This is a genomic window from Reyranella sp., from assembly GCF_965227665.1.
Classification (GTDB): Bacteria; Pseudomonadota; Alphaproteobacteria; order Reyranellales; family Reyranellaceae; genus Reyranella.
This window is the reverse complement of record NZ_OZ245767.1, coordinates 653,010-676,460: the sequence shown is the minus strand read 5'-3', so window position 1 is coordinate 676,460 and position 23,451 is coordinate 653,010. Positions and strand designations below refer to the sequence as shown.

Below are 23,451 nucleotides of genomic sequence, written 5' to 3'. Positions count from 1 at the left end.
GCTCAGAACAGCGAGAAATACTCGCGCTGCTCCCAGTCGCTGACCTCGAGCTCGAACCGGTCGATCTCGGCCTGCTTCAGGCGCAGATAGTAGTCGACGAAGAAGTCGCCGAGTCCGGCGCGCAGCACCTTGCTCTCCCTAAGGGCCGTCAGCGCCTCGGCGAGGGACCGCGGCAGCAGCGGCGCCGTGGTCTCGTAGGGCTTGTCGGCGGAGGGGCCAGGATCGAGCGTGCGCTCCAGCCCGTCGAGGCCGCAGACGATCTGGCTCGCCATGTAGAGATAGGGATTGGCGGCCGGTTCGCCGACGCGGTTTTCGAGATGCGTTGCGGGATCGCCCGGTCCGCCCAGCACGCGCACCATCACACCGCGATTGTCGCGGCCCCAGATGGCGCGGTCGGGCGCCAACGAGAAGGGACGGTAGCGCTTGTAGCCGTTGAGCGTCGGCGTGCTGAACGCGGCGGCGGCGCGGGCATGTTCCAGCAGGCCAGCCATGTAGTGCCGGCCGGTCGCCGACAACGGCTCCGTGCCGTCGGCGAAGGCGTTGGTGTGGCTCTTCCGGTCGGTCAGCGACTGGTGCAGGTGCCAGCCGCTCGACATCACGTTGGCGAGCTTGGGGCGGCACATGAACGTGGCGTGGAAGCCGTTGCGCTGGGCGATCTGCTTGGTGGCGCTGCGAAACAGCACCATCGTGTCGGCGGGATCGAGGCCGGTGCCGGTGCGGAAGGTGAACTCGACCTGGCTGGGGCCGAACTCGACTTCCAGCGTGCGCAGCGGCAGGCCGAGATCGACGAGGTTGGTGCGCAGGATTTCCAGGATCGGGTCCATCTCGTCGTAGCGCTGCTCGGTCAGGTACTGATAGCCTTGGTTCAGCAGCGACACCTCGGGCGGCTCGCCCGGCTGCCCGGCATCGCCTGTGCCGAGCCTGGCCTTCTCCAGCTTGAACAGATGGAACTCGACTTCGAGGCCGGCGACGAAATCGTAACCGCGATCACCCAGCGCCCCGAGCGTCCGGCGCAGGATGTTTCGCGTGCACAGCGGCATCGGCCGGCCGTCGGCGAAGTAGATGTCGCACAGCATCCAGCCGGAATGCGGCGCCCAGGGGAGTGCGCGGAAGGTCGTGGGATCGGGCAGCATGACCACGTCGGCCGCGCCCTCCAGCTCCTTCATGCCGAAGCCGCCACCCGGCTGCCAGACCGGGAATACCGTACGGTGCGACGTGTCCTTCAGCAGCATGGTGGTGGTGAAGCCGACGCCGTTCTTCAGCGCGGCGTCGACTTCCGAGGCCATCAGCGTCTTGCCGCGCAGGATGCCGTGCTGGTCGGCGAAGGCCAAACGCACGACCGACATGTCGCCGGCCTTCATGCGCCGCTCGGCCTCGCGCGTCGCGGCCTTGCGGTCCTCGGTCCAGAGGCCCGCGCGTTCGACCAGGCTCATCGGCTCACGCGACCAGCGGCGGGACGGTGTCGGCCGCCCAGCTCGAGGCACGGCGCCGGCGCACGTCGACATCCTTCCAGTAGGCGTCCCAGCCCTCGGTCGGACCCATGCCATCGATCGCCACGGGACCGCGGATCGCGGCAGCGCGCTGTTGGTCGAGCCACATGATGGGCCGCTCGCCGTTGCCGACCTGTCCGATGGCCGACAGCAGCATGCGGCGGTAGGCGACGATCGCCTTGTCGGTCGTTCCGAGATGCTCGCGCGTGCGGTCCTGGATGCGGCCCTGGCTCTCGACCGCCCACTGGTCGTGGACGTTGATGTCGAAGCCCATGCCGGTGAAGGTCTGGCTCTTCTGCTCCGCGACGCTGTAGCCGTAGTCGTTGTGGCGGCCGATCAGCGGGCGGTAGTCGGGAAGCTGGTAGAGCTTCAGTCGCTGCTCGCGCATGGCGGCATGGTCGACCGGCTTACCGAAGCTGGTGAAGATCGCGTACCAGTAGCAATTCGTATCGTCGATCGGCACGTGCCATTGGGTGATCGTCATCTCCGCGCTCATCGGGATCACGAAGGCGTAGGGGAAGACCAGGTTGGTGACCCGCACATGCGTATGCTGCTCGTTGAGCTTGCGCAGCGCGAACAGGCGCAGGCCGTAGTCGGTGGCCTCGACGTCGAGCTTCGGTCGCGGGAACTCGCGCAGCAGGCGGGTCATCGGGATGTCGGAATCGGAGGAGGCGGAGCGGAACTGCTTGCCGTAGGCTGCGCCGGTATCCTCGTCCTCGTAGAAGCGGTGAAGATAGGAGGCGTGGGCGGGGTCGATGCCCACTTCGAGTGCCTGCAGCCAGTTGCACTCGATCAGCCCCTTGAAGGCGAAGGCGTGCGTGCCGGGCGCGAGGAAGCAGTCGAAGTCCGGGAAAGCGGGGGCCTCGCCTTCGCCGAGATAGGCGAAGATGATCCCGTTCTTCACCACGACCGGATAGGAACGCTGGCGCACCCTCTGGCAGAGCACGCTGCCTTCCGGTTCCGCGGGGGTCTCCAGGCACCTGCCGTCGACGTCGAACAGCCAGCCGTGAAACAGGCAGCGCAGGCCGCCATCTTCCAGGCGGCCAAAGGCGAGGTCGGCGCCGCGGTGCGGACAGTCGCGATCCAGCAGCCCGTGCCGCCCGTGCTCGTCGCGGAACAGCACGAAATCCTGGCCCAGCACGCGCACCGGCTTGGCCGGCCGCTCGGCGGGCAGTTCGTCGGCGAGGGCGACGGGATGCCAGTAATGGCGCATCAGGGCGCCGCACTTCGTGCCCGGACCGACCCGGGTCATCAGCTCGTTCTGCTCGGGACTCATCATGGGCCGAGAGTGACGCAAACCACCGGGATTCGCTATAGGGACCGCATGAACTCCTCCCTGAACGGCATGCCGGGGCCCACTTCCCGCGTCTTCTTTTCCCAGCGTCTGCGTCTCCACTATGTCGACTGGGGCAACCCGGAAGCGCCGCCGCTCCTGCTGGTCCATGGCGGGCGCGACCATTGCCGCAACTGGGATTGGGTTGCACAGGCTCTGCGCAAGGACTGGCACGTGATCTGTCCGGACCTGCGCGGGCATGGCGACAGCCAGTGGTCTCCGGACGGCAACTATTCGATGGCGGCCTACATCTACGACCTGGCGCAGCTGATCCATCAGCAGAACCTGGCGCCGGTGACCATCGTGGCGCATTCGCTCGGCGGCAACATCTGCCTGCGCTATACCGGCATCCATCCCGACAAGGTCCGCAAGCTGGTGGCGATCGAGGGGCTGGGACCGTCGCCCAAGGTGATCGAGGAGCGCGGCCACAAGTCGATGAGCGAGCGCATGACGGCGTGGATCGACGAGCAGCGCAAGCTGTCGGCCCGCGCGCCGCGCAAGTACCCGACCATCGAGGATGCCTTCAAGCGCATGCAGGAGGAGAACAAGCATCTCTCCGCCGCACAGGCGCGCCACCTGACGGAGCAGGGCGTCAACCAGAACGAGGACGGCACCTACAGCTGGAAGTTCGACAACTATGTGCGCGTCAACCAGCCCTACGACATGAGCTACGAGGCGATCGAGGAACTGTGGTCGCGGATCACCTGTCCGACCCTGCTGGTCTACGGCAAGGAAAGCTGGGCCTCCAATCCGGAGAAGGACGGCCGCATCAAGCACTTCAAGACCGCCCAGGTGGTCGAGTTCGAACGCGCCGGCCATTGGGTCCAGCATGACCGGCTCGACGATTTCGTGGCAACGACGCGGGAGTTCATCAAATGAGAGCGGCAGTCCTGCGAGGCGGCGAGATGCGGGTCGCCGAGGTGCCGGAGCCGGTACCGGCGGCCGGACAGGTGCTCGTCAAAACGCTGTGCTGTGGCATCTGCGGTTCGGACCTGCATTATGCCAAGCATGCGCCGCACATGGTCGAGATGTCGAAGCGCATTCCCGGGCGCCAGCCGCTCGACCTGTCGCACGACGTCGTGTTCGGTCATGAATTCTGCGGCGAGGTGCTGGACTATGGTCCCGGTACGGAGCGCAGGCTCAAGCCCGGCACGCTCGTCTGCTCGATGCCGGTGATTCCCCAGGCGGATGGCCATCGCACGGTGGGCTACTCCAACGAGTTTCCCGGCGGCTATGGCGAGCGGATGGTGCTGGCGGCGCCTCTGCTGCTCGAAGTGCCGAACGGCCTGTCGGCCGATCACGCGGCGCTCACCGAACCGCTCGCCGTCGGCATCCACGCCGTTGAGAAGGCGGCGCTGCAGGACAACGACGCGCCGCTGGTCGTGGGTTGCGGACCGGTGGGACTAGCCGTCATCGTCGGGCTGCGGCTGAAGGGCGTCCATCCGATCATCGCTGCCGATTTCTCGCCCAAGCGGCGCGAGCTGGCCGCGAAAATGGGCGCCGACATCGTGATCGATCCCAAGGTCGAGTCGCCCTATGCGACGCTGACACCGGGGAAGCGTGCGGTGATCTTCGAATGCGTCGGCGTGCCGGGCCTGTTGCAGCAAGTCTTCGAGGCGGCCCCGCGCGACGCGCGCGTCGTCGTCGCCGGCGTGTGCATGGAGCCGGACCGCATCGAGCCGCTGTTCGGCATCCTGAAGGAACTCTCGCTCCAGTTCGTGCTGGGCTACACGCCCGAAGAGTTTGCGCGCTGCCTTCGCCTGCTGGCGGATGGCCAGGTGGATGCGGACGCACTGATCACCGGCAAGGTCGGTCTCGATGGCGTGAAGGGGGCGTTCGTGGAACTGGGCAATCCGGAGAACCACACCAAGATTCTCGTGGAGCCGTGGCGCTGACTTTGATAGCGCTTCGGGACACCCGAGGAGGAAACGCAAAATGAAACTCTATAATTCGGTCGGCCCCAACCCGCATATGGTCCGGATGTTCATGGCCGAGAAGGGCTTCGACGTGCCGAAGGTCGAGGTCGACCTGCGCGGCGGCGAGAATCGGCGCGAGCCCTTCCTCAAGATCAATCCGGCCGGCCAGTGCCCTGCGCTCGAACTCGATGACGGCACCGTGCTCGCCGAGATCACCGCGATCTGCGAATACGTCGACGAGATCAAGAAGGACACGCCGTCGCTGATCGGCGACACACCCGAGGAGCGCGCGAACACACGCATGTGGGTGCGTCGCATCGACCTCAACATCCTCGAGCCGGCGGCCAACGGCTTCCGCTTCTCGCAGGGGCTGAAGTTCTTCCAGGACCGCGTACATTGCATTCCCGAGGCGGCCGACGGTCTCAAGGAAGCGGCGCGCAAGAAGCTGGTCTGGCTCGACGAGCAGATGGGCTCCAAGCCCTTCGTCACTGGGAACAAGCTCACGATGGCCGACATTCTGCTGTTCACCTTCCTCGAATTCCTGGGCAAGGTCGGCCAGCCGCTCGATCCGGAGAACAAGAACATCGCGGCCTGGATGGAACGCATGAAGGCCCGGCCGAGCGCCGCGGCCTGATCGCAGGAGAGGACGTGCGCGCGTGAAAGACTGGACCGTCGCCGCAGCGGGCAACAATGCGCGCTGGTGCGATGCGGTCTGCCGCGCGCACGGCCAGGCGGGACGCTTCCTGCCGCATATGTGGGTGAACGCGGCGGTCGTGCCGCGCTTCTATCCCAACGCCGTCACCTTGGCGGTCGGTGAGGCGGCGCTCGAAGAGCAGCGGACCACCATCGAGATCCTGCAGAAGTCGAACCTGCCCGGCCGGTGGTCGGTGAAGGACAGTTTCGGCACGCTCGACCTCTCGCGACGCGGCTTCGATCTGCTGTTCGACGCAACGTGGATTCGCAACGTCATGCCGGCGGAAGGACCGTCGACCGACATCGTCTGGACGCGCGAGGAAAAGGGCGCCGAGGGTTGGCCGGTCGATGATCCGGACTTCGCGATGTTCAAGGGGCGGCGCGGCTTCAAGATCGTGGCCGGCTTCATGCTCTACCGCGCCGAGGAGGTCGTCGGCGTCTCCAACGTCGTGGCCGAGGCCGCCGATGCGCCGGCGGTCTGGCGGTCTCTCGCCCGGCTGGCAGCGCAGACGTTTCCGCGCCTGCCGCTGGTCGGCTACGAATCGGGCGACGAGCTCGAGGCCGCCATGACATCGGGCTTCGAGGCCGGCGACACGCTCAGGGTGTGGGTGACGGCCCGGGACTGAAGCCGCAGGCCTCGAGCGCGGCCAGCATGTGGGCTGGCGGCGGTGCCGTGACGACGACCGGCGGCTTGCTCTTGGACAGTGGAAGCACGATGGCATGCGATTGCAGATGGAGCTGGCTGTTCGGCACGGCATGGCCGTACAGGCGGTCAGCGACCACCGGGCAACCGGCGGCAGCGCAGTGGACGCGGATCTGGTGAGTGCGGCCGGTCTCGGGCTTCAGCTCCAGCCAGCTCATCCCCGGCGCGCGCCCCATCACTTTGTAACGAGTCACCGAAGGCTGGCCCTTGTCGGAGACCTTCACCGACCAGCCGCTGCGTGTATTGAGCTTGAGCAGCGGCATGTCGAACACGCCTTCGTCGGCCGGAGGCGAGCCCTCGACCACCGCCCAGTAGGTCTTCTCGGTGTCGCGGCCCGAGAACAGGCGACCCAGCTTGGCCAATGCCTTGGGATGGCGGCCCAGCACCAGCACACCCGCCGTGTCGGCATCGAGCCGGTGGGCCAGGGCCGGCGGCCGCGGCAGGCCGTAGCGCAGATCGTCGAAACACTCCTCGAGATTGGGCGCACCGCTCGGCCCGGCATGCACGGCGAGGCCCGCCGGCTTGTCGATGACCAGGATCAGCCCGTCGCGATGCAGCACGCGGGCCTGGATCTGCTCGGCCGTCATCGGCGGCGGCCTCCTGGGCGGTGCCTTGGATGATCCCGGGCGCGGCCCCGGATGCGGCCTCAAAGGTCGGGCCATCGGTCGAGCCAGCTCTCGCTCGCTTCGTAGAGTGCGGCGGCGCGCAGCACCGAGGACTCGTCGCGGAAGCGCCCGACGATCTGCAGGCTGGTCGGCAGGCCTTCCGAATCGTAGCCATTGCAGATCGAGAGGGCCGGGTGGCCGGTGATGTTGAAGGGCATCGTGTAGGGGAACCAGTTGCGCCGCAGCTCGCCAGCCTCGACGCCGTCGATGGTGATGGGATCGAACAGATCCTGCTCGATCGGGAGCGCCGTGCGCGACACGGTCGGCGTGACCAGGAAGTCGGCGGTCTCGAACCAGCGCTGGACCATGCGGAAGAGGTCACTGCGCTGGAACATGGCGCGCTGATAGTCGGCGCCCGACCAGTCCGCCGCCTCGGCCACCTGCCGCACCAGCGAGGGAGTCATGCGGTTGCCGTCGCGCCGGATCATCTCGTCGAAGCGCGCCTTCCAGGTCGTGTGGTTGATCACCTTCCACGCCGAGCTGAGATCGGGCAGCTCCTCGGTGAGTTCGACCAGTTCAGCGCCCAGCTCGCGGAGCCGAACCAAGGACATCTCGAAGGCGGCGCGCACGTCCTTCGCCACCATCGTGTTGCCGAGCGTGGCGCTGTAGAGGATGCGCTTGCCCTTGAGATTCCCCTCGGCGCGGGCCGCCGCCAGATAGTCCGGCGCCTCGATGCCGATCGACCACGGGTCCGATGGATGCGGCCCCGCCATCGCCTGCAGCATCAGGGCGGTATCCATCACCGTGCGCGTCATCGGCGTCACGTAGGTATAGTTGCCGAACGCGTCGGCCACCTGGCTGTGCGGGATCACGCCGTTGCTCTGCTTCAGCCCGACCATGCCGTTGATGGCGGCGGGAATGCGGGTCGAGCCACCGCCGTCGGTGGCGATTCCGATCGGCCCGATGCCCGCCGCGACCGCGACCGCCGCGCCGCCGCTCGAGCCCCCGGACGTGTGCTTGGCACTCCAGGCATTGCGGGTGCGGCCGAACAGCGGCCCGTCGGTCAGGGACTTGTGACCGAACTCCGGCGTCGTGGTCTTGCCGAACAGGATGCCGCCCGCGCCCTTCACCCGCGCCGCGCAGACCGCGTCTTCCTTCGGGACATTGTTCTCGTAGAGCAGGGACCCGAAGGTCGTGCGGACGCCCGCCGTGTTCACCAGATCCTTGGCGGCGAACGGGATGCCGTGCAGGATCCCGAGCGGCTCGCCGCGCATCACGGCGCCTTCTGCCGCCTTGGCGACCGCGCGGGCCTGATCCGGCACCAGCGTGACGAAGCAGTTCAGCACCGGCTGCAGCTTCTCGGCACGCGCCAGCACGGCCTCGGTCAGCTCGACGGGCGAGATCTCCTTGGCGGCGATCTTCTCGCGGAGGTCGGAAGCGGGCAGGCGGGTGAGGTCGGTCATGGTCTTCCTTGGCTCGCTGCCCAAGACCCTCATCCTGAGGAGGTCGCCCCTCGAATACCTCGGGCTAAACTCCACGACCGTCTCGAAGGATGGAATGCACAGGCGCTGTTCGTTGCCCATCCTTCGAGACGGCCCTGCGGGCCTCCTCAGGATGAGGTTTTCATTGTGGTCACGGTTATTACCGCAGCAACCCTCGTGCCGCGAGGTTTCGCATCAGGGCTCCCGCGCCAAACGTCCACGGCGCGATCTTGTCGCAATGCGCCACCCTGTTGGTCAGCGTGCCGAGCCGGGGCGAGCGGATCGAGACGAGATCGCCCACCATGTGCGTGAAGCCGGTGCCGCCGGGCTTGCGCGGTTCCGTCGGCGCGAACAGCGTGCCGGTCATCAGCGCCATGCCGTCCGGATACTGATGCGCGCTCATCGCCTGGGCCACGAGATCGGTGGGATCGCGGCTGATCTTCGACAGGTCGCTCGAACCGCGCAGGCGGAACTGGTCGGGATCCGTCACTTCGAGATCGACCTTGGCCTGGCGCACGTCGTCGAGCGAGAAGGTGTCATCGAACAGGCGGATGAAGGGACCGAGCGCGCAGGACGCGTTGTTGTCCTTGGCGATGCCCAGCAGGAGCGCGCTGCGCCCCTCGATGTCGCGCAGGTTCACGTCGTTGCCCAGGGTCGCCCCGACGATGCGGCCCTTGGCGCTGACGATCAGCGTCACCTCGGGCTCGGGATTGTTCCAGTCGGAATCCGGCCGGATGCCGATCTCGGCGCCGTAGCCGACCGCGGCCATGGGCGGCGCCTTGGTGAAGATCTCGGCATAGGGACCGATGCCGACTTCGAGGTAGGGCGACCAGGCGCCGCGCGCCATCAGCGTCTTCTTCAGCGACTCCGCCTCGGGCGAGCCCGGCTTGATGGCGCTGACGTCGGCGCCGATGATCGCGTTCAGCTCGCCGCGCACCTGTTCGGCACGCGCGGGATCGCCCTTGGCATGTTCCTCGATCAGCCGCTCCAGCAGGCTGACGGCGAAGGTGACGCCGGCGGCCTTGAGCGCTTGGAGGTCGACCGGCGCCAGCAGATCGCCGATCAGGTCCTGCAGCCCGCCGACGCGCTCGCCCGGCGTGTTACGCGCGACGGACGTGGGATCTGGCGCATTGCAGAGATCGGCCATGGTCGGCACGGTCGCCGAGAGATCGAACACGCCGTCGCTGCGGATCGCGACGACCGAGGGGCCCGCCGGATGGCCGGCCCGCCAGAGGCGGCCGACGAGCGTGCCCGACGTGCCGTCCTCGGGCAGGATTTCGCTGAGTGATGGTGACACTGGACGTCTCCGGCGCTTCGTTGCAGAAAGGCGCGCCATTCCCGGGAGAAATAAGATCATGGCCGCAGCACGGATCAAAGGCGTTCTTTCGCCCGTCGTCACGCCCTTCAAGCGCGACCTGTCGCCGGATGTCGGCCGCTTCATCGCGCACTGCAAGTGGCTGATCAGCCAGGATTGCGGTCTCGCGGTCTTCGGCACCAACTCGGAGGCCAATTCGCTGTCGGCCAAGGAGCGCATGAGCCTGCTCGAAGCCGTCGTCGCGGCGGGCGTGCCGACCGCGCGCATGATGCCAGGCACCGGCGCCTGCTCGATCACCGAGACGGCCGAAGTCAGCACGCACGCGGTCAAGCTCGGCGTCGGCGGCGTGCTGATGCTGCCGCCGTTCTACTACAAGGGTGTTCCGGAGGAGGGGCTGTTCCGCTTCTATTCGGAAGTCGTGCAGCGCGTCGGTGACGACCGCCTGCGCGTCTATCTCTATCACATCCCCGGGGTTTCGGGCGTGCCGATCACGCACAAGTTGGTCGAGCGCCTGATGAAGGCCTATCCCGAGCAGATCGCCGGCATGAAGGATTCGTCGGACGACTGGCCCCACACCAAGAGCATGATCGACGCCTTCGCCAAGGACGGCTTCGACGTCTTCTCCGGCAACGAGAAGCCGATCCTGGAGAACCTGAAGGCGGGCGGCGTCGGCTGCATCAGCGCCACGGCCAACATCAACCCGGGCAAGATCGCCGAGACCATCAAGGCCTACGGCACCCCCGAGGGCGACAAGCTGCAGGCCTGGATCAACGAGGTCCGCGGCGTCATGCAGGGCTATGTGATGATCCCGGCGCTGAAGTACGTGATCGCGCATTACGGCAGCGACCCGCACTGGAACCCGGTCCGTCCGCCGCTCGTCGAGATCGACGAGAAGACCGGCCGCGACATGATCGAGAAGCTCGACAAGCTCGGCTTCACGATGCCGGGCCTCAAGCAGGCGATGGCCGTCGCGGCGGAGTGACGCCAGACTCGGCGCTTGCCGCGTGATCCTTTACGGCTGGACGAGTGTGCGAGCCGCGGCGGTCGTCGTTGCCCTTGGCGTGCCGATGGCTGCTGCCATCGGGCAGTCGCCTCCGTGGAGTGACGTGGCGCACTGCGGCTCCATGACTGTTCAGTCCCGGTCGGGCTTCGATGCTCTGTGGCGCATGACCATCCATGACCTTCAGGTCCTTCACGGGCGGGACGGCAGACCTTTGCTCGGACCCCGAGGATCTGCCGGAGAGCCACAAGACCGCGCCGTGACGAGTATCGCCGACGGCTACATCAAGGATCGCCATTGGGACAATGTCCCGATTGTCGTCGACCACGGTGCCCGGCGACACGTGCAACCTGAGCACCTGAGATTCTTCGTATTCGAGGACATCAGGTGAGGGCGATCAGCGCCGGTCTTGACGGGGTCGCTTCGCTGGTGGAGAGAGTGCTGCCGGGGCGCGTGACGAGCATCATCGCGTCGGTGTTACTCACCGTCGCACTCGCTCTGATCATCTATGCCGTCAACGCCGTCAAACTCGCGCGATGGCTCCAGCTGGCCGCTTGAGAAGTCGGGTCAGAACAAATAAACGAAACAACCGAAATAAACGAAATAAATGAAGCGAGTGTCGCAGCTCCCGAATCCCGGGGCGAGACAGCCGCTGACGCAACAATGTTGCTCGACGGTGCTTCGTGTGCTGGCGAGCGTTGACAAACGAGAGTCCTCAAGCCTAAAAGATATTCATGCTCAAGACCCTGTCCCACAACGCTTGGTATTTTACGCCCCTGACATAGGCGGCGCGAAGGGTCATGACTCAACGAAGCCGCCGCATCCCGGCGGCTTTCGTGTTCTAGGACTTGGCCTCCGGGCCGCGGCGGAACCCGCAACCGGAGGACCACATGTCGATCATCGAAGCAGAAATTGAACCGCACCATTTGCCGCTCGCCATCCGCGTGAGGTTGGCGGGCCCGCGCGACCTCGAGGATCTCTGCGATCTTCTGGGCGAGGGTGAGGCCTCTCGGGAGCAGGTGCTCACCTGGTTGGAGACGCCCGGCACGACCCTGCTGGTCGCGCAGAGCGAGATCGGCGTCCTGGCCGTCGCCGTGCTGATGACCCGGCTCGTGCCGCTGCAGGGGATGGGCGCCCACAAGGTCATTGAGGTCGACAATCTCGTCGTGCGCGCCGACCAGCGTGGCCGTCGGGTCGGAAGGCGTCTCCTGGCCGCTGCCGTCGAATGGTCGCGCCAGCGCCGCGCGGTGCAGGTCGAGGCCGTGGTGGGTGAAGGGCCGGCCAAGCGCTTCTACGAGAATTTCGGCTTCGCCCTCGCTAACGATCGCCTGGTGCTCGCGGCGTGAGCGTCACGACCCGTCCGGCGCGTCGCGACGACTACGGGATGCGGTGCGCCCTGTTCGACGAGGGCGAGCGATGGTGCCCAGGGCCGGGGGCGCCCTTTCGTGTGGCAGAGGGTAGTGGCGGCGAGGTCGGGGGCTGGCCGTCCTGTCGGAAACAGGGGCCACGCACGCCGGCTGGCGCGGGCGATTTGACGGCCGTTTTCGCAGTGTGAACAATCCGGTCGCCGGTCGAACAATGTGCTATGGTGGTTTTTCTTGCACATCCAGTGCCGGACAATTGTGCAGGAGTAGCCCGTGGCAAAGCGTTCAACGAAGCGTACGAACGTGCCCGTCGAAAAGGCACCCGTCGTCATCAAGCAGACGATGAGCAAGCCGATCTCCAGTTACACCGACCCGGAGCATCTGCGCACGCTCATGCAGAATGCGAAGAGGATGGGGCGCGAGGACATCTGGCGCCAGGCATTCGACCAGCTCTGTTCGCTCGAAGGTGCCGACAAGGAGGATCCTCTGGAGCGGACGTTCTACAGCACGCTTGCGGCCTACGAGCAGTTGCTGACGCAGAAGAACGGCCGCGCCACCCGGGCGAGCCGCACGCGTCTCAAGCTGAAGGGCAAGGGCGTCATCGCGTGCCTGGAGGACTGGGCGAAGAGCAAGGAACCGCCCGAATCCTTCGAGTTGCTGGTCGCGAACGGCATGGTCGAGATGACGGGCGAGCAGCTGGTGTTGACCTATCCCGACAGGTTTTCGCCGGAAGCGGTCGCGGGCGCCACGGCGCGTCTTGCGACGTTGACCAAAGCGGCGCCCGAGGCTTGATCTCTAGGCCGGCTCGGCGTCGCGCGCGGCCCACATCTTCTTGAAGGCCGGGCGGGCCTGGCAGGCGGCGAGCCAGGCCTTCACACGCGGCGCGGCTTCGAACAGTTCCGGCGCCGGCTGGGCATAGCGCACGATCTCGGCGGCGTTGAGGTCGGCCACGGTGAAGCGGTCGCCGACCAGCCAGCCGCTCTTTTCCAGCGCCTTGTCGAGCACGGCGAAGGGGCCCTTGAGCGCCTGGACCGCGGCGTCGGCGATCTTTGGATCCTTCACGCCGCTCGGATTGCCGAGACGATGATAGAGCACGTTGATGGCGTGCGGCTCGACGCCGGTTGCGGCCCACAACGCCCACATCGCGATCTGGCCTTCCTCGGCGACGGTCGCGCCGGCCAGCGGGCCGCCATGCTTGCGGGCGAGATAGAGGTTGATGGCGAGCGATTCGTGCAGCACCAGCCCGTCATCGTCGATCGAGGGGATGAGGCCGCTGGGATTGATCTTGAGGAACTCCGGCGACTGGGTGTGGAGCATCCCGGCCGGTACGGTGCGATAGTGCTGGATCACCGGCACCTGCTTGAAGGGGATGCCGAGTTCCTCGGCCAGCCAGATGTTTCGCGAGGCGCGGGAACGATAGACGCCGTAGATCGTGAGCATCGAGAATCCTACTCTGTCGCACTGGACACTTGACGGGATCGCGCCTGCTTTTAAGGGTTGCGGCGTTCGAGGCACAGCGAAAACAGGACCGGGCTCACTCCAGCAAGGAGGGTCGACGATGTCGGAACCCAGGACACTCGAAGCGGTGAAGGATGCCAGCCATCTCTACGAGGTCGAGCGGCGCGCGTACCACCTGCAGCGGCCGGGTTTCCGGGTCGCCGAGCTGCAGCTCGCGCCCACGCAGAAGGTGCCCTGGCACTTCCACAACAATATCAGCGACACGTTCTACGTGGTCGAGGGAACGATGCGCCTCTTCCTGCAGGAGCCCAAGGAAGAGGTGATCCTGCATCCCGGCGAGAGTTTCGTCGCCGCGCCCGGAAGGCCGCACCTCGTGACCAACGGCGGCGACGCCTCGCTCACGTTCCTCATCATGCAGGGCGTGGGCGAGTACGACTACGTGCCGTTGGTTTGACCTTCCTGTCATCCTGAGCGCAGCGAAGGATCTCGCGCCGGCAACGTAGTCAGCTGATCGCTCCGTAAGGTCCTTCGCGCTGCTCAGGACGACAGCTCAACTGATCGCCGGTGCGTCCTGGCCGACGAACTGGACGCGCAGTTCGCGCTTCAGGACCTTGCCCGTGGCGTTGCGCGGCAGGGCGTCGACGAAGGTGACCGATTGCGGGACCTTGAACTTGGCGAGGCGGGCGAGGCAGTGCTGTATCACGTCGCCCTCGGCGAGGTCCTGCTCGGGCTTGCGCACGATGATCGCCATGCCGACTTCGCCCCAGCGCTCGTTGGGCACGCCGATGATCGCGGCGTCGGCGACGGCGGGGAGCTGGAACAGCACGTTCTCGACCTCGGCGGGATACACGTTCTCGCCGCCCGAAATGTACATGTCCTTCCAGCGGTCGACGATATAGACGAAGCCTTCCTCGTCGAGGCGCGCTGCGTCGCCGGTATGCAGCCAGCCGTCGCTGAAGCTCCGCTCCGTGGCCTGCGGATTGTTCCAGTAGCCCGGCGTGATGTTGGGGCCCTTGATCAAGAGCTCGCCTATGCCGCCGGCGGGCACGTCGTCTCCCTGGTCGTCGACCACTCGGATCGCGGTGTGCATCATTGCCTTGCCGGCCGAGCCCAGTTTGCGGATCGCGTCGGCGGCATCGAGCATCGTGCCGGCGGGGCTGGTCTCGGTCATGCCCCAGCCCTGGACCAGCGGCACGCCGCGGGCGGTCCAGGTTTCGAGGATGGCGAGTGCACAGGGTGCACCGCCGACGCCCGCGATCTGCAAGCGCGAGAGGTCGGCCGTCGCGAACTTGGGATGCTGCATCATGAACTGGTAGGGCGCGGGCACCGCGAAGAAGTGGGTGATGCCGAGCGACGGATCCGACAGGCAGTCGAGTGCCTGGCCGGGATCGAAGGCGCGCATGACCACGATCGTGCCGCCGGCATGCAACACCGGGTTTGCGTAGCAGTTGAGGCCGCCGGTGTGGAACAGCGGCAGCACCACGAGCTGCACGGTTTCGGGCGTGATGAGTGCGGGGATGCCGAGGTTCACGCAGTTCCAGAACACCATGCCGTGGGTAATGATTGCGCCCTTCGGGTGGCCGGTCGTGCCCGACGTGTACATGATCATGCCGATATCGTCGTGCGTCAGGGCCGCGGAAGCGGGCGCCGGTCCGGCCTCGGCAAGCACTCGCTCGTAGGCGCTGTCAGGTCGTTCGTGGTCGATCTCGAGCAGGTCGTTCGAGAGAGCGGCGGCCGCTTCCGCGAAGCCCTTGTCGTGGATCAGCAGCTTCGGATTCGAATCGCCCAGGATGTAGGCGAGTTCGGAGACGGTGAGCCGCCAGTTGAGCGGCAGCATGATGGCGCCCAGCCGGCCGCAGGCGAACTGGAGCTCGAAATATTCGGCGCAGTTGGGCGCGAGCAGGGCGATCCGGTCGCCCTTCGCGATACCGCGTGCCGCCAACGCCGCGGTCAGCCGCGCGATGCGCGTGTCGAGATCGGCATAGGAGAGTTTCCGGCCGGTATGGAGGTCGTGAATCGCGAGCCGATGAGGACGCCGGCCGGCATGGTGGGCGATCCAGTCGAAGTAGGGAATCGTCGGCATCAGTTCACGGCCTCGGTGAAGTTCTTCCAGTACGGTTCACGCAGCTCGCGCTTCAGGACCTTGCCGGCGCCCGAGAGCGGCAGGGGCGTGTCGCGGAAGTCGACGCTGCGCGGGCATTTGTAGCCCGCGATCCGGTTGCGGCAATGGTCGATCACGTCGTCGGCGCCGATCGAGGCGCCGTGCCGGGGGACGACGATGGCATGGACCCGTTCTCCCCACCGCTCGTCGGGCACGCCGATCACCGCCACCTCGGCGACGCCCGGCATCGTCGAGATCGCATTCTCCACCTCGGCGGAATAGACGTTTTCGCCGCCGGAGATGATCATGTCCTTCAGCCGGTCGACGATGAACACGAAGCCGTCCTCGTCCATGGTGGCGCCGTCGCCGGAATAGTACCAGCCGTCCTCCAGCACCGCCTCGGTCTCGGCCGGCTTGTTCCAGTAGCCCTTCATCACGTTGGCGCCACGCACGGCCAGCTCGCCGGTCGTGCCGCGCGGCACTTCCAGCCGGTCGGCATCGACGATCTTGACCTCGCAGGCGAGCACCGCCTGGCCACAGGATCGGAGCCTGCCGGCATCGGGTCCGTCGAGCACGGTGTAACGCGGGTCGAGCAGGGTGACGATGGGCGCGGCCTCGGTCATGCCGTAGCCGTGCATCAGGCGCACCTGGGGCATCCGCGCGATCGCCTTGCGCACGACGCCCTCCGGCATCGGCGAGGCGCCGTACAGGATGAACGACAGGCTGCCGATGTCGAACTCATCGAAACGATCGTGGTTCACCAGCATGTTGATCATGGTGGGCACGAACTGGGCGTGCGTCACCTTCTCGGTCTGGATGGTGAGCAGCACCTCGACCGGCTCGAAGCGCGGCACGAAGGCGTGGCGCCCGCCGGACAGGGTGACGCCGAAGGTCGACGCGCCGTCGGCGAGGTGGAACATCGCGCCCGAATGGAGATAGGCGGTGTCGGAATTGAAGCCCATGCCGGCCACGCCGTTCAGCGCGTTCACCACCAGGTTGGTATGGGTGAGCATGACGCCCTTGGACCGTCCCGTCGTGCCGCCCGTGTAGAAGAGCCCGGCGAGATCGTCGTCATGCGCGCCGACATCCTCCATCGCCTCGTAGCTCGTGAGGTCCTCGTAATGGAGGATGCCGTCGGGACTCGCCAGATCGTCGAGCCAGATTACTTCGCGCACGGAGGGCGTCTTGCCTTCCAGTGACTTCAGATGGTGCGACATGCCGGTGTCGACGAACAGCGCCACCGCCCCGGCGTCTTTCAGGATGTACTCGATCTCGGGTGCGGCCAGCCGCGTGTTGACCGGCACCATCACCGCCCCCATCCAGGGCAGGGCGTACATCAGCTCGAGGTAACGGTCGGAATTCAGGGCAAGGATCGCGACCCGGTCGCCGCGGCGCACGCCCAGTGCCGAAAGCGCGCCGGCGACCCGGCTGATCCGGTCGGCGCTTTGCTGCCAGGTGCGGCGGCGTCCGGCGAAGGAGGTGGCGAGGCCGTTGGGGCGGGTCTGAACGGCGCGGCGAAGTCCCTGGGTGAGTGCAAACATGGGGGGATGCTAGGGGCTCGCTCGTTCGCGCGGCAAGGGGCTTCGTGGTAGAGAAGACGGATGGACACCATCGCCCAGCCGATCGCACCTGCGAAGGACCTCGAGTTCAATCCGCTCGACCCGGCCTTCATCGCCGATCCCTATCCGTTTTATCGCCGGCTGCGGGAAGCCGCCCCGGTGCTGAAGACGCCGCAGGGCTTCTGGCTGATCACGCGCTACGAGGACGTGGCGCTGTCGCTTCGCGACAAGCGATTCGGCAAGGACTTCGAAGGCAACATGCGCCGCCGCTACGGCGCCGACCGCATGGACGAGCCTGCCGTGGCGAGTCTGGCCAAGACCATGCTGGTGCAGGACCCGCCCGACCACACGCGCCTGCGCGGTCTGGTAACCAAGGCCTTCACGGCGCGTCGTGTCGCCGACATGCGCCCGCGCATCGAGGCGTTGGTCAAGGAACAGCTCGACCGGGTCGCCGACAAGGGCGAGATGGATGTGATGCGCGACCTGGCTCATCGCCTGCCGGTCATCGTGATCTGCGACATGCTGGGCATTCCCGAAGAACATCGCGCGCCATTCCTCGCGGGCAGCAACGTCAACGGGCGCATCCTGGAGCCGGTTCCGATGACCCGCGAGGAGCTCGACCAGGCCAACCGCAACACCCAGATGGCCGGCGTCTATTTCAACCAGCTGTGTGAGCTACGGCGCCGCGAGCCGCGCGACGATCTCACCACCGAGCTGGTTAAGGCGGAGGAGGCGGGCGACAAGCTCTCGGCCGAGGAGCTGCAGGCCAATATCGGCCTGCTGTTCGGTGCCGGCCACGAGACGACTACCAACCTCATTGGCAACGGCCTGCTGGCGCTGCATCGCAACCCAGATCAGTGGGAGCGGCTCAAGGCCGATCCGTCGTTGATCCCCAACGCGGTCGAGGAACTGCTGCGCTACGATTCGTCGGTGCAGATCACCGGCCGCGTCACCCATGCCGAAGTCGAGCTGGGCGGCGTGTCAATCGGCGCCGAGCAGAGCATCGTTGCCCTGCTGGGTGCGGCCAATCGCGATCCGGCGCAGTATGCCGATCCCGACCGTCTCGACGTCGGCCGTGAGCATATCCGGCCGATGTCGTTCGGCGGCGGCATCCATCATTGCCTGGGCGCGCAACTGGCGCGCCTCGAAGCCGAACTGGTGTTCGCGGCGCTGATCGAGCGCATGCCGAACCTGACACTTCCTGAAAGGGACACGCCTGCCTGGCGCCGCAGCTTCACGCTGCGCGGCCTGAGCAAGCTCCCGGCGGTCTGGCACTGAAGGATTCGACGAAAGACATGACGACGCGGTGGCGGGGCGAGGGCGGCCAGCATCAGGGCGCCCGCCCGTATCAGGAAGACAGCTGGCGTCTGGTGACGCTGGGCGACGGCTCGGTTCTGGCGGTGGTGGCCGATGGGATGGGTGGACATGCCGGCGGCGCGGTCGCCAGTCAGCTCGCGGTCGACGCTTTCATCCATGCGGTGGAGCAGGGCGGCGGTCTGGACGACGGGCTGCACGACGCCAACCAGGCGGTGGGCCGGGGCGCCCTCGCGCGGCACGAACTCACCGGCATGGGTGCGACCCTGATCGCGGCCCAGGTGCGGGCCGACGAGGTGCGCTGGATCAGCGTCGGCGATTCGCCCTTCTACCTGGTCGAGGCTGGCAAGATTGCACGGCTGAACGCCGATCATTCGATGGCGCCGCAGATCGACGCGCTGGTCGCCCGAGGCATGCTCTCGGCGGAGGACGCCGAGCATCATCCCGGCCGGCATACGCTGCGCGAGGCGGTGATGGGCGAACCGCTGACGCTGGTCGACCGCGGCAGCCGCCGGCTGGGACCGGATGCGCGCCTGCTGGTGTGCAGCGACGGCGTCCACAGCCTGAGCAGCGAACAGCTGCTGGCGCAGGCGTCGCTACCGGTCGAGCGCATCGTCGCAGCCGTCCTGGCGGTGGCCAAGGGGCATCAGGACAACATTACCGTCGTCAAACTGGAGCGCGTGCGATGAGCCGGGGCCCTGTCGTCATCGAAGTCACGCGCGGTCCGGTCGTCGAAAGCCGGCACGAGGGCATCGCCGCCGTCGTCAAGGCCGACGGCACCGTGGTCGAATCCTGGGGCGACATCGAGGCGGCGATCCTGCCGCGCTCAGCCAACAAGCCGATCCAGGCAATGGCCTTCGTCGAGAGCGGCGCGGTCGAACGCTTCGGCCTGGGCGACGAGCATGTGGCGCTGTCCTGCGCCTCGCACAGCGGCGAGACGCGGCATGTCGAGACGGTGCGGGCCTGGTTGGCGAAGATCAGCTTGAGCGAAAGCGATCTCGAATGCGGCACCCATGCGCCGCGACTGCAGTCGAGCATCGAGGCACTTGCCCGCGCCAACACCCTGCCGACGGCGGCATTCAACAACTGCTCGGGCAAGCATAGCGGCTTCCTGACGACGGCCGTGCACTATGGCGAGCCGACCAAGGGCTACATCCAGTACGACCATCCGGTGCAGCGCCGCCTGCGCGAGACGATGAGCGCGCTGTGCGGTCTTGACGCCGACGCCTTTCCGCACGGCACCGATGGCTGCGGAATTCCCACGCTGGCCACGCCGCTCAAGAGCCTCGCACAGGCGATGGCCGCGATGGCCGATCCCTCGCGCCTGTCGAGCAAGCGCGCCGATGCCGCGATCCGCATCCGCAAGGCGATGAACGCCGAGCCCTTCATGGTGGCCGGCACCGGCCGCTTCTGCACGCGCATCAACGAGGCCGCGCCCGGCGTGATCCAGGTCAAGACCGGCGCCGAGGGCGTGTTCTGCGGGATGCTGCCGACTCTGGGCCTCGGCGTGGCGCTCAAGGTGTGGGATGGCGCGGGCCGGGCCGCCGAGGTCGCGATGGCGGCGCTGCTGGATCATCTCGGCGTGCTGCCGGCGGGGCAGCGCGAAGAGGTGCTGCATCCGCAGATCAAGAATGTCGTCGGCCTGCTGGTCGGCGAGATGAGGCCGGCGAAGAGCTGGCTGGGCTGAGCCCGGCGCCAGAGCCCACCATGAGTATCACACTCGACATCCTGGACGTCGGCGCCCGCGGCGACGGCGTTGCCGACCTCGAAGGCAAGCGCTACTTCGTGCCGTATTGTCTGCCGGCCGAGACGGTCGAGGCCGAACCGCTGGACAAGCGCGGCGACGGCATCGCCTGCGAGCTGCTCGAGGTGCTTGCGCCGTCGCGCCATCGTGAGACGCCGCCATGCCCGCATTTCGGCACCTGCGGCGGCTGCGCGCTCCAGCACTGGCGGCGCGATATCTACACCGGCTGGAAGAGTGAGTTGATCGCCAAGGCGCTGGCGCAGCGCGGGGTGAAGGCTCCGCGCTTCGAGGCGCCGGTCACCTGCGAGCCGGGCGAGCGCCGGCGCGCCGACATCGTTCTGCGGCGCGAGGGCAAGCGGATTCTCGCAGGCTTCCACGAACGGGCGAGCCAGAGCGTCGTCGACATCGACACCTGCGTCGTGGCGCGGCCCAGGATCAACGCGGTGCTGGCATCGCTGCGCACGGCCATGGCGGCCATCCTGCGCGACGGCACCTCGGCCGATGCCGTGGTCAACGAGACCGACACCGGCCTCGACGTGCTGATCCGCCCGCACAAGCGCTTCGAGCTGACGCTGCCGATCCGAGAAGCGCTGATCGCGCTGGCCGAGAGCGCCGACATGGCGCGCGTGAGCTGGGGCGACCGCGCGACGGCCGAGCCGGTGCTGGTGCGCCGCACGCCGCAGCTCATCCTGGGCGACGTGACGATCGAGCCGCCGCCGGGTGCGTTCCTGCAGGCGACCAAGCGCGCCGAGCTGGTGATGCGCGCCGGCGTCAACGCCTGGGCGGGGGAGGTCGCACATCTCGCCGACCTGTTCGCCGGCATCGGCGCCCTGTCGCTCGGCAAGCCGGGCCGCCTCAGCCTGTTCGAATACGACCGCCCGTCGGTCGCCGCCGTGGATGCCACGGCGCGCAAGCTGGGCGGCAATCGCGTGACCGTGCAGCTGCGCGATCTCTTCCGCCGGCCGCTCAGCACCAAGGAACTCGACGCCTTCGACGCCGTCGTGCTCGACCCGCCGCGCGCGGGTGCGGCCGCGCAATGCGCCGAACTCGCCACCTCGAAGGTCAAGCGCATCGTCTACGGCTCCTGCGACCCCGCCAGCTTCGCGCGCGACGTCCGCACCCTGCAGGACGCCGGCTACCGGCTGGAAAAACTCATGCCCATCGACCAGTTCCTCTGGTCCGCGCATGTCGAGCTGATCGCGCTGCTGACGCGCTGAGCCATTTCGGCGCCCAGCTGCCGGTCCCGTCATTCGAGAGCTTCTCCGCAAACAGGCAGGGATCTCTCACATGGCATCAAATCCGCTGACGGTTCCGTCAGGTCCTTCGCTCCGCTGAAACGATGCAAATGGCGGGCCCGCAGCAAGCAAGGGCGGCTTGCCGGGAGGTTCGTTGGAGAGGCGCGTACCGGCAGGCAAGCCGTTTGACGCTGGTCAAAGACAATCCGTTTGTCCTGAAGGAGGCTGAGCTTGTGGCGGCATTGGCGACAGCCTGACTGTCACCGGGCGGGGCTACGGCGTCACTCACACGAGGGGCTGCGACAATGATGACCTCATCTCGACGCGACGTGCTGAAGTTGATGGCCGGCGGGCGCCGCGCTGCCGGTAGCGTCGGCGAACCGGTCGCCCCTTGAGGCCTGGGATGTCGAAGAAGAAAGAACTCGGCGCGGGGACGGAAAAGCTCAGGCGCAAGGTCTACGAGAACGAGTTGCGCAAACTGCAGGTCGAGCTTTGCCGGCTGCAGGATTGGGTCAAGCTCTCCGGCGAGCGCGTGGTCATCGTGCTGGAAGGGCGCGACGCGGCGGGCAAGGGCGGCACGATCAAGGCTCTGACCGAGCGGGTGAGCCCGCGGGTCTTCCGCGTGGTCGCGCTGCCGGCGCCGTCCGACCGCGACAAGACGCAGATGTACGTTCAACGCTACGTCGAGCATTTCCCGGCTGGTGGCGAGATCGTGATCTTCGACCGCAGCTGGTACAATCGCGCTGGCGTCGAATACGTGATGGGATTCTGCACGCCCGAACAGCATCAGCGCTTTCTCGATATCTGTCCGGTCTTCGAGAAATTTGCCATCGAAGGGGGCCTGCGCCTCATCAAGATCTGGCTCGAGGTTGGAATGGCGGAGCAGGATCGTCGCTTCAAGGCGCGGATCGAAGACCCGCTCCGTCAGTGGAAGCTGAGCCCGATGGACGTCCAGTCCTACTCGCGATGGTATGACTATTCGAGGGCGCGCGACCTGATGCTCGAACACACCGACTCCGGCCATGCGCCCTGGTACATCGTGCGGTCCGACGACAAGAAGCGGGCGCGCCTGAACGTGATTGCGCACATCCTGGCGCAGATTCCCTACAAGAAGGTCGAACGCGCCAAGGTGAAACTCCCGCGGCGTTCGGAGAAGCGGGCCTATGACGACATGGCCTCGATCGCCGACCGCCGCCACGTCGACCGGAAGTTCTAGTCCCGATACCCAAACCGTAATCGATGGAGACGAGCATGTCGAAGCTGCTGAGCGTCCGGGAGCTGCACATGAAGATGGCCGAGGCCGAGAGTGCCAAGGCCTCGGCCGCGCTGAAGGCCCATGAAGCCGCCGAAGCGGAGAAGAAGGCTTTCATCGACCATCTGCTCAAGCCATCGGGACTGACCGAGGAGCAGGCGAGCGAGAAGGCATCGATCATGATCGAGCGCGCGATGGCGAACGGCCTGAGCTCGGTTCAGGTGCTCAGGTTTCCCAACCACATCTGCACCGACGGCGGCCGCGCGATCAATCAGGTCGAGGAGGGCTGGGAGAACACGCTCACCGGCATCCCGAAGGAAATCTACGGATACTGGAAGCACAAGCTGCGCCCGCTCGGCTATCACATCCGTTATCACATCGTGGACTATCCGGGCGGGATGCCGGGCGACGTCGCCATAACGCTGAGCTGGGGTTGATCCTGCGAAGGCGCCGAGAGCGAGCGCCTATCGCCGCGTATAGGAGTCGGAGCCGGTCCGGAGGCGGGGCGCGCCGTACTCTTCGTACGTGAGCACCCACTCGACCCCGAGGCGACCTTCGTTGAAGTAGCCGGTCCATGATGTGATCGAGGCGCAGTCCACCGACGCGTTCTTCCATCGAACCGTGTAGGAGATGCGTGCGCCGTCCATCCAGCCGACGATCGGGAAGGCCACGCCGGCGCATTTGTAGCCCGGTGCGTTGTTGGAATAGGTCCCGGCAACACTGCCGTCGGCGCCAACTGACTGGATCACCAGCACGGAGCCGTGATCGTTCACCCAGGTGCCCGTGACCGCGGGCATCTGGGCCGTCGCCTGCGGCAGGGGAAGGCTGAGTGCGGCCATCAGGCCAAGTCCGAGGATCGACGCGAGACGATCAGTCATCTAGGTTCCG

Annotated in this window: 24 protein-coding genes; 15 read left to right on the top strand and 9 right to left on the bottom strand. The window is 66.7% G+C overall.

The genetic code is table 11. From position 1 onward, the window contains the following. Positions 1-2: 2 nt before the first annotated feature. The gene (locus ACO07I_RS03340; protein ID WP_422014291.1) at positions 3-1,433 is read right to left on the bottom strand and encodes a glutamine synthetase family protein; all 1,431 of its coding nucleotides are present in this window, start codon (positions 1,431-1,433) and stop codon (positions 3-5) included. A gap of 4 nt (positions 1,434-1,437) precedes the next feature. Further along, positions 1,438-2,769, bottom strand: coding sequence for a Rieske 2Fe-2S domain-containing protein (locus ACO07I_RS03335; RefSeq protein WP_422014289.1), 1,332 nt, complete (start codon positions 2,767-2,769; stop codon positions 1,438-1,440). 45 nt (positions 2,770-2,814) lie between these two features. Between ACO07I_RS03335 and ACO07I_RS03330 the strand changes: the two genes are divergently transcribed. From ACO07I_RS03330 to ACO07I_RS03315, 4 genes are read left to right on the top strand one after another with little or no spacing between them, the layout of a single operon-like run. Next, entirely contained in the window at positions 2,815-3,702 is an 888-nt protein-coding gene (locus ACO07I_RS03330) for an alpha/beta fold hydrolase (protein WP_422014287.1), read from the top strand. After that, the gene (locus ACO07I_RS03325; RefSeq protein WP_422014285.1) at positions 3,699-4,718 is read left to right on the top strand and encodes a zinc-binding dehydrogenase; all 1,020 of its coding nucleotides are present in this window, start codon (positions 3,699-3,701) and stop codon (positions 4,716-4,718) included. The genes ACO07I_RS03330 and ACO07I_RS03325 overlap by 4 nt, the downstream gene beginning before the upstream one ends. Positions 4,719-4,758: 40 nt before the next feature. Next, on the top strand, positions 4,759-5,373 hold the full coding sequence (locus ACO07I_RS03320; RefSeq protein ID WP_422014283.1) for a glutathione S-transferase family protein: 615 nt from the start codon (positions 4,759-4,761) through the stop codon (positions 5,371-5,373). A 22-nt stretch (positions 5,374-5,395) separates the two neighbouring features. After that, positions 5,396-6,058, top strand: a complete 663-nt coding sequence (locus ACO07I_RS03315) for a hypothetical protein (RefSeq protein WP_422014281.1) — start codon at positions 5,396-5,398, stop codon at positions 6,056-6,058. Here the strand turns inward: ACO07I_RS03315 and ACO07I_RS03310 are convergent. From ACO07I_RS03310 to ACO07I_RS03300, 3 genes are all read right to left on the bottom strand, one after another. Next, positions 6,030-6,722 (bottom strand): RluA family pseudouridine synthase, encoded by a 693-nt coding sequence (locus tag ACO07I_RS03310; protein WP_422014279.1) that lies wholly within the window; start codon positions 6,720-6,722, stop codon positions 6,030-6,032. The two genes, ACO07I_RS03315 and ACO07I_RS03310, sit on opposite strands and share 29 nt — an antisense overlap. 59 nt (positions 6,723-6,781) lie before the next feature. Beyond that, positions 6,782-8,203 carry an amidase gene (locus ACO07I_RS03305; protein ID WP_422014277.1) on the bottom strand — a complete coding sequence of 474 codons (1,422 nt, stop codon included), beginning with the start codon at positions 8,201-8,203 and terminating at the stop codon, positions 6,782-6,784. Positions 8,204-8,381: 178 nt separating this feature from the next. Continuing rightward, entirely contained in the window at positions 8,382-9,557 is a 1,176-nt protein-coding gene (locus ACO07I_RS03300; protein ID WP_422018155.1) for a fumarylacetoacetate hydrolase family protein, read from the bottom strand. A 19-nt stretch (positions 9,558-9,576) separates the two neighbouring features. Here ACO07I_RS03300 and ACO07I_RS03295 point away from each other — a divergent pair, with 19 nt between their 5' ends. The 4 genes from ACO07I_RS03295 (at position 9,577) to ACO07I_RS03280 (ending at position 12,692) form a co-directional block, all read left to right on the top strand. Further along, positions 9,577-10,518, top strand: a complete 942-nt coding sequence (locus tag ACO07I_RS03295) for a dihydrodipicolinate synthase family protein (protein ID WP_422014275.1) — start codon at positions 9,577-9,579, stop codon at positions 10,516-10,518. 405 nt (positions 10,519-10,923) lie between these two features. Continuing rightward, a complete protein-coding gene (locus tag ACO07I_RS03290) occupies positions 10,924-11,094 on the top strand; it encodes a hypothetical protein (RefSeq protein ID WP_422014273.1) in 171 nt (56 codons plus the stop codon). 332 nt (positions 11,095-11,426) lie between these two features. Then, entirely contained in the window at positions 11,427-11,882 is a 456-nt protein-coding gene (locus ACO07I_RS03285) for a GNAT family N-acetyltransferase (RefSeq protein ID WP_422014271.1), read from the top strand. Between the two features lie 291 nt (positions 11,883-12,173). After that, complete coding sequence (locus tag ACO07I_RS03280) at positions 12,174-12,692, top strand: hypothetical protein (RefSeq protein WP_422014269.1); 519 nt, start codon at positions 12,174-12,176, stop codon at positions 12,690-12,692. Positions 12,693-12,695: 3 nt separating this feature from the next. On the opposite strand, the gene ACO07I_RS03275 is transcribed toward ACO07I_RS03280, so the two are convergent. Next, the gene (locus ACO07I_RS03275; RefSeq protein ID WP_422014267.1) at positions 12,696-13,340 is read right to left on the bottom strand and encodes a glutathione S-transferase family protein; all 645 of its coding nucleotides are present in this window, start codon (positions 13,338-13,340) and stop codon (positions 12,696-12,698) included. Between the two features lie 118 nt (positions 13,341-13,458). Between ACO07I_RS03275 and ACO07I_RS03270 the strand changes: the two genes are divergently transcribed. Continuing rightward, entirely contained in the window at positions 13,459-13,812 is a 354-nt protein-coding gene (locus tag ACO07I_RS03270; RefSeq protein WP_422014265.1) for a cupin domain-containing protein, read from the top strand. Between the two features lie 96 nt (positions 13,813-13,908). Here ACO07I_RS03270 and ACO07I_RS03265 read toward each other — a convergent pair whose 3' ends face one another. Then, a complete protein-coding gene (locus ACO07I_RS03265; protein ID WP_422014263.1) occupies positions 13,909-15,441 on the bottom strand; it encodes an acyl-CoA synthetase in 1,533 nt (510 codons plus the stop codon). Beyond that, positions 15,441-17,000, bottom strand: coding sequence for an acyl-CoA synthetase (locus tag ACO07I_RS03260; protein ID WP_422014261.1), 1,560 nt, complete (start codon positions 16,998-17,000; stop codon positions 15,441-15,443). Before ACO07I_RS03260 ends, ACO07I_RS03265 begins: the two co-directional genes overlap by 1 nt. 60 nt (positions 17,001-17,060) lie before the next feature. Here ACO07I_RS03260 and ACO07I_RS03255 point away from each other — a divergent pair, with 60 nt between their 5' ends. The 6 genes from ACO07I_RS03255 (at position 17,061) to ACO07I_RS03230 (ending at position 23,000) form a co-directional block, all read left to right on the top strand. Further along, positions 17,061-18,296, top strand: a complete 1,236-nt coding sequence (locus ACO07I_RS03255; protein WP_422014259.1) for a cytochrome P450 — start codon at positions 17,061-17,063, stop codon at positions 18,294-18,296. A gap of 17 nt (positions 18,297-18,313) precedes the next feature. Further along, positions 18,314-19,021: a PP2C family protein-serine/threonine phosphatase gene (locus ACO07I_RS03250; RefSeq protein WP_422014257.1), complete on the top strand. Its 708-nt coding sequence runs from the start codon at positions 18,314-18,316 to the stop codon at positions 19,019-19,021. Then, positions 19,018-20,019 (top strand): asparaginase, encoded by a 1,002-nt coding sequence (locus tag ACO07I_RS03245; protein WP_422014255.1) that lies wholly within the window; start codon positions 19,018-19,020, stop codon positions 20,017-20,019. The genes ACO07I_RS03250 and ACO07I_RS03245 overlap by 4 nt, the downstream gene beginning before the upstream one ends. Positions 20,020-20,039: 20 nt before the next feature. Next, positions 20,040-21,293, top strand: coding sequence for a class I SAM-dependent RNA methyltransferase (locus tag ACO07I_RS03240; RefSeq protein WP_422014253.1), 1,254 nt, complete (start codon positions 20,040-20,042; stop codon positions 21,291-21,293). Between the two features lie 421 nt (positions 21,294-21,714). Continuing rightward, a complete protein-coding gene (ppk2, locus tag ACO07I_RS03235) occupies positions 21,715-22,527 on the top strand; it encodes a polyphosphate kinase 2 (RefSeq protein WP_422014251.1) in 813 nt (270 codons plus the stop codon). A 35-nt stretch (positions 22,528-22,562) separates the two neighbouring features. Further along, positions 22,563-23,000, top strand: coding sequence for a hypothetical protein (locus ACO07I_RS03230; RefSeq protein ID WP_422014249.1), 438 nt, complete (start codon positions 22,563-22,565; stop codon positions 22,998-23,000). Between the two features lie 27 nt (positions 23,001-23,027). On the opposite strand, the gene ACO07I_RS03225 is transcribed toward ACO07I_RS03230, so the two are convergent. Beyond that, positions 23,028-23,441: an avidin/streptavidin family protein gene (locus ACO07I_RS03225; RefSeq protein WP_422014247.1), complete on the bottom strand. Its 414-nt coding sequence runs from the start codon at positions 23,439-23,441 to the stop codon at positions 23,028-23,030. Positions 23,442-23,451: the final 10 nt, after the last annotated feature.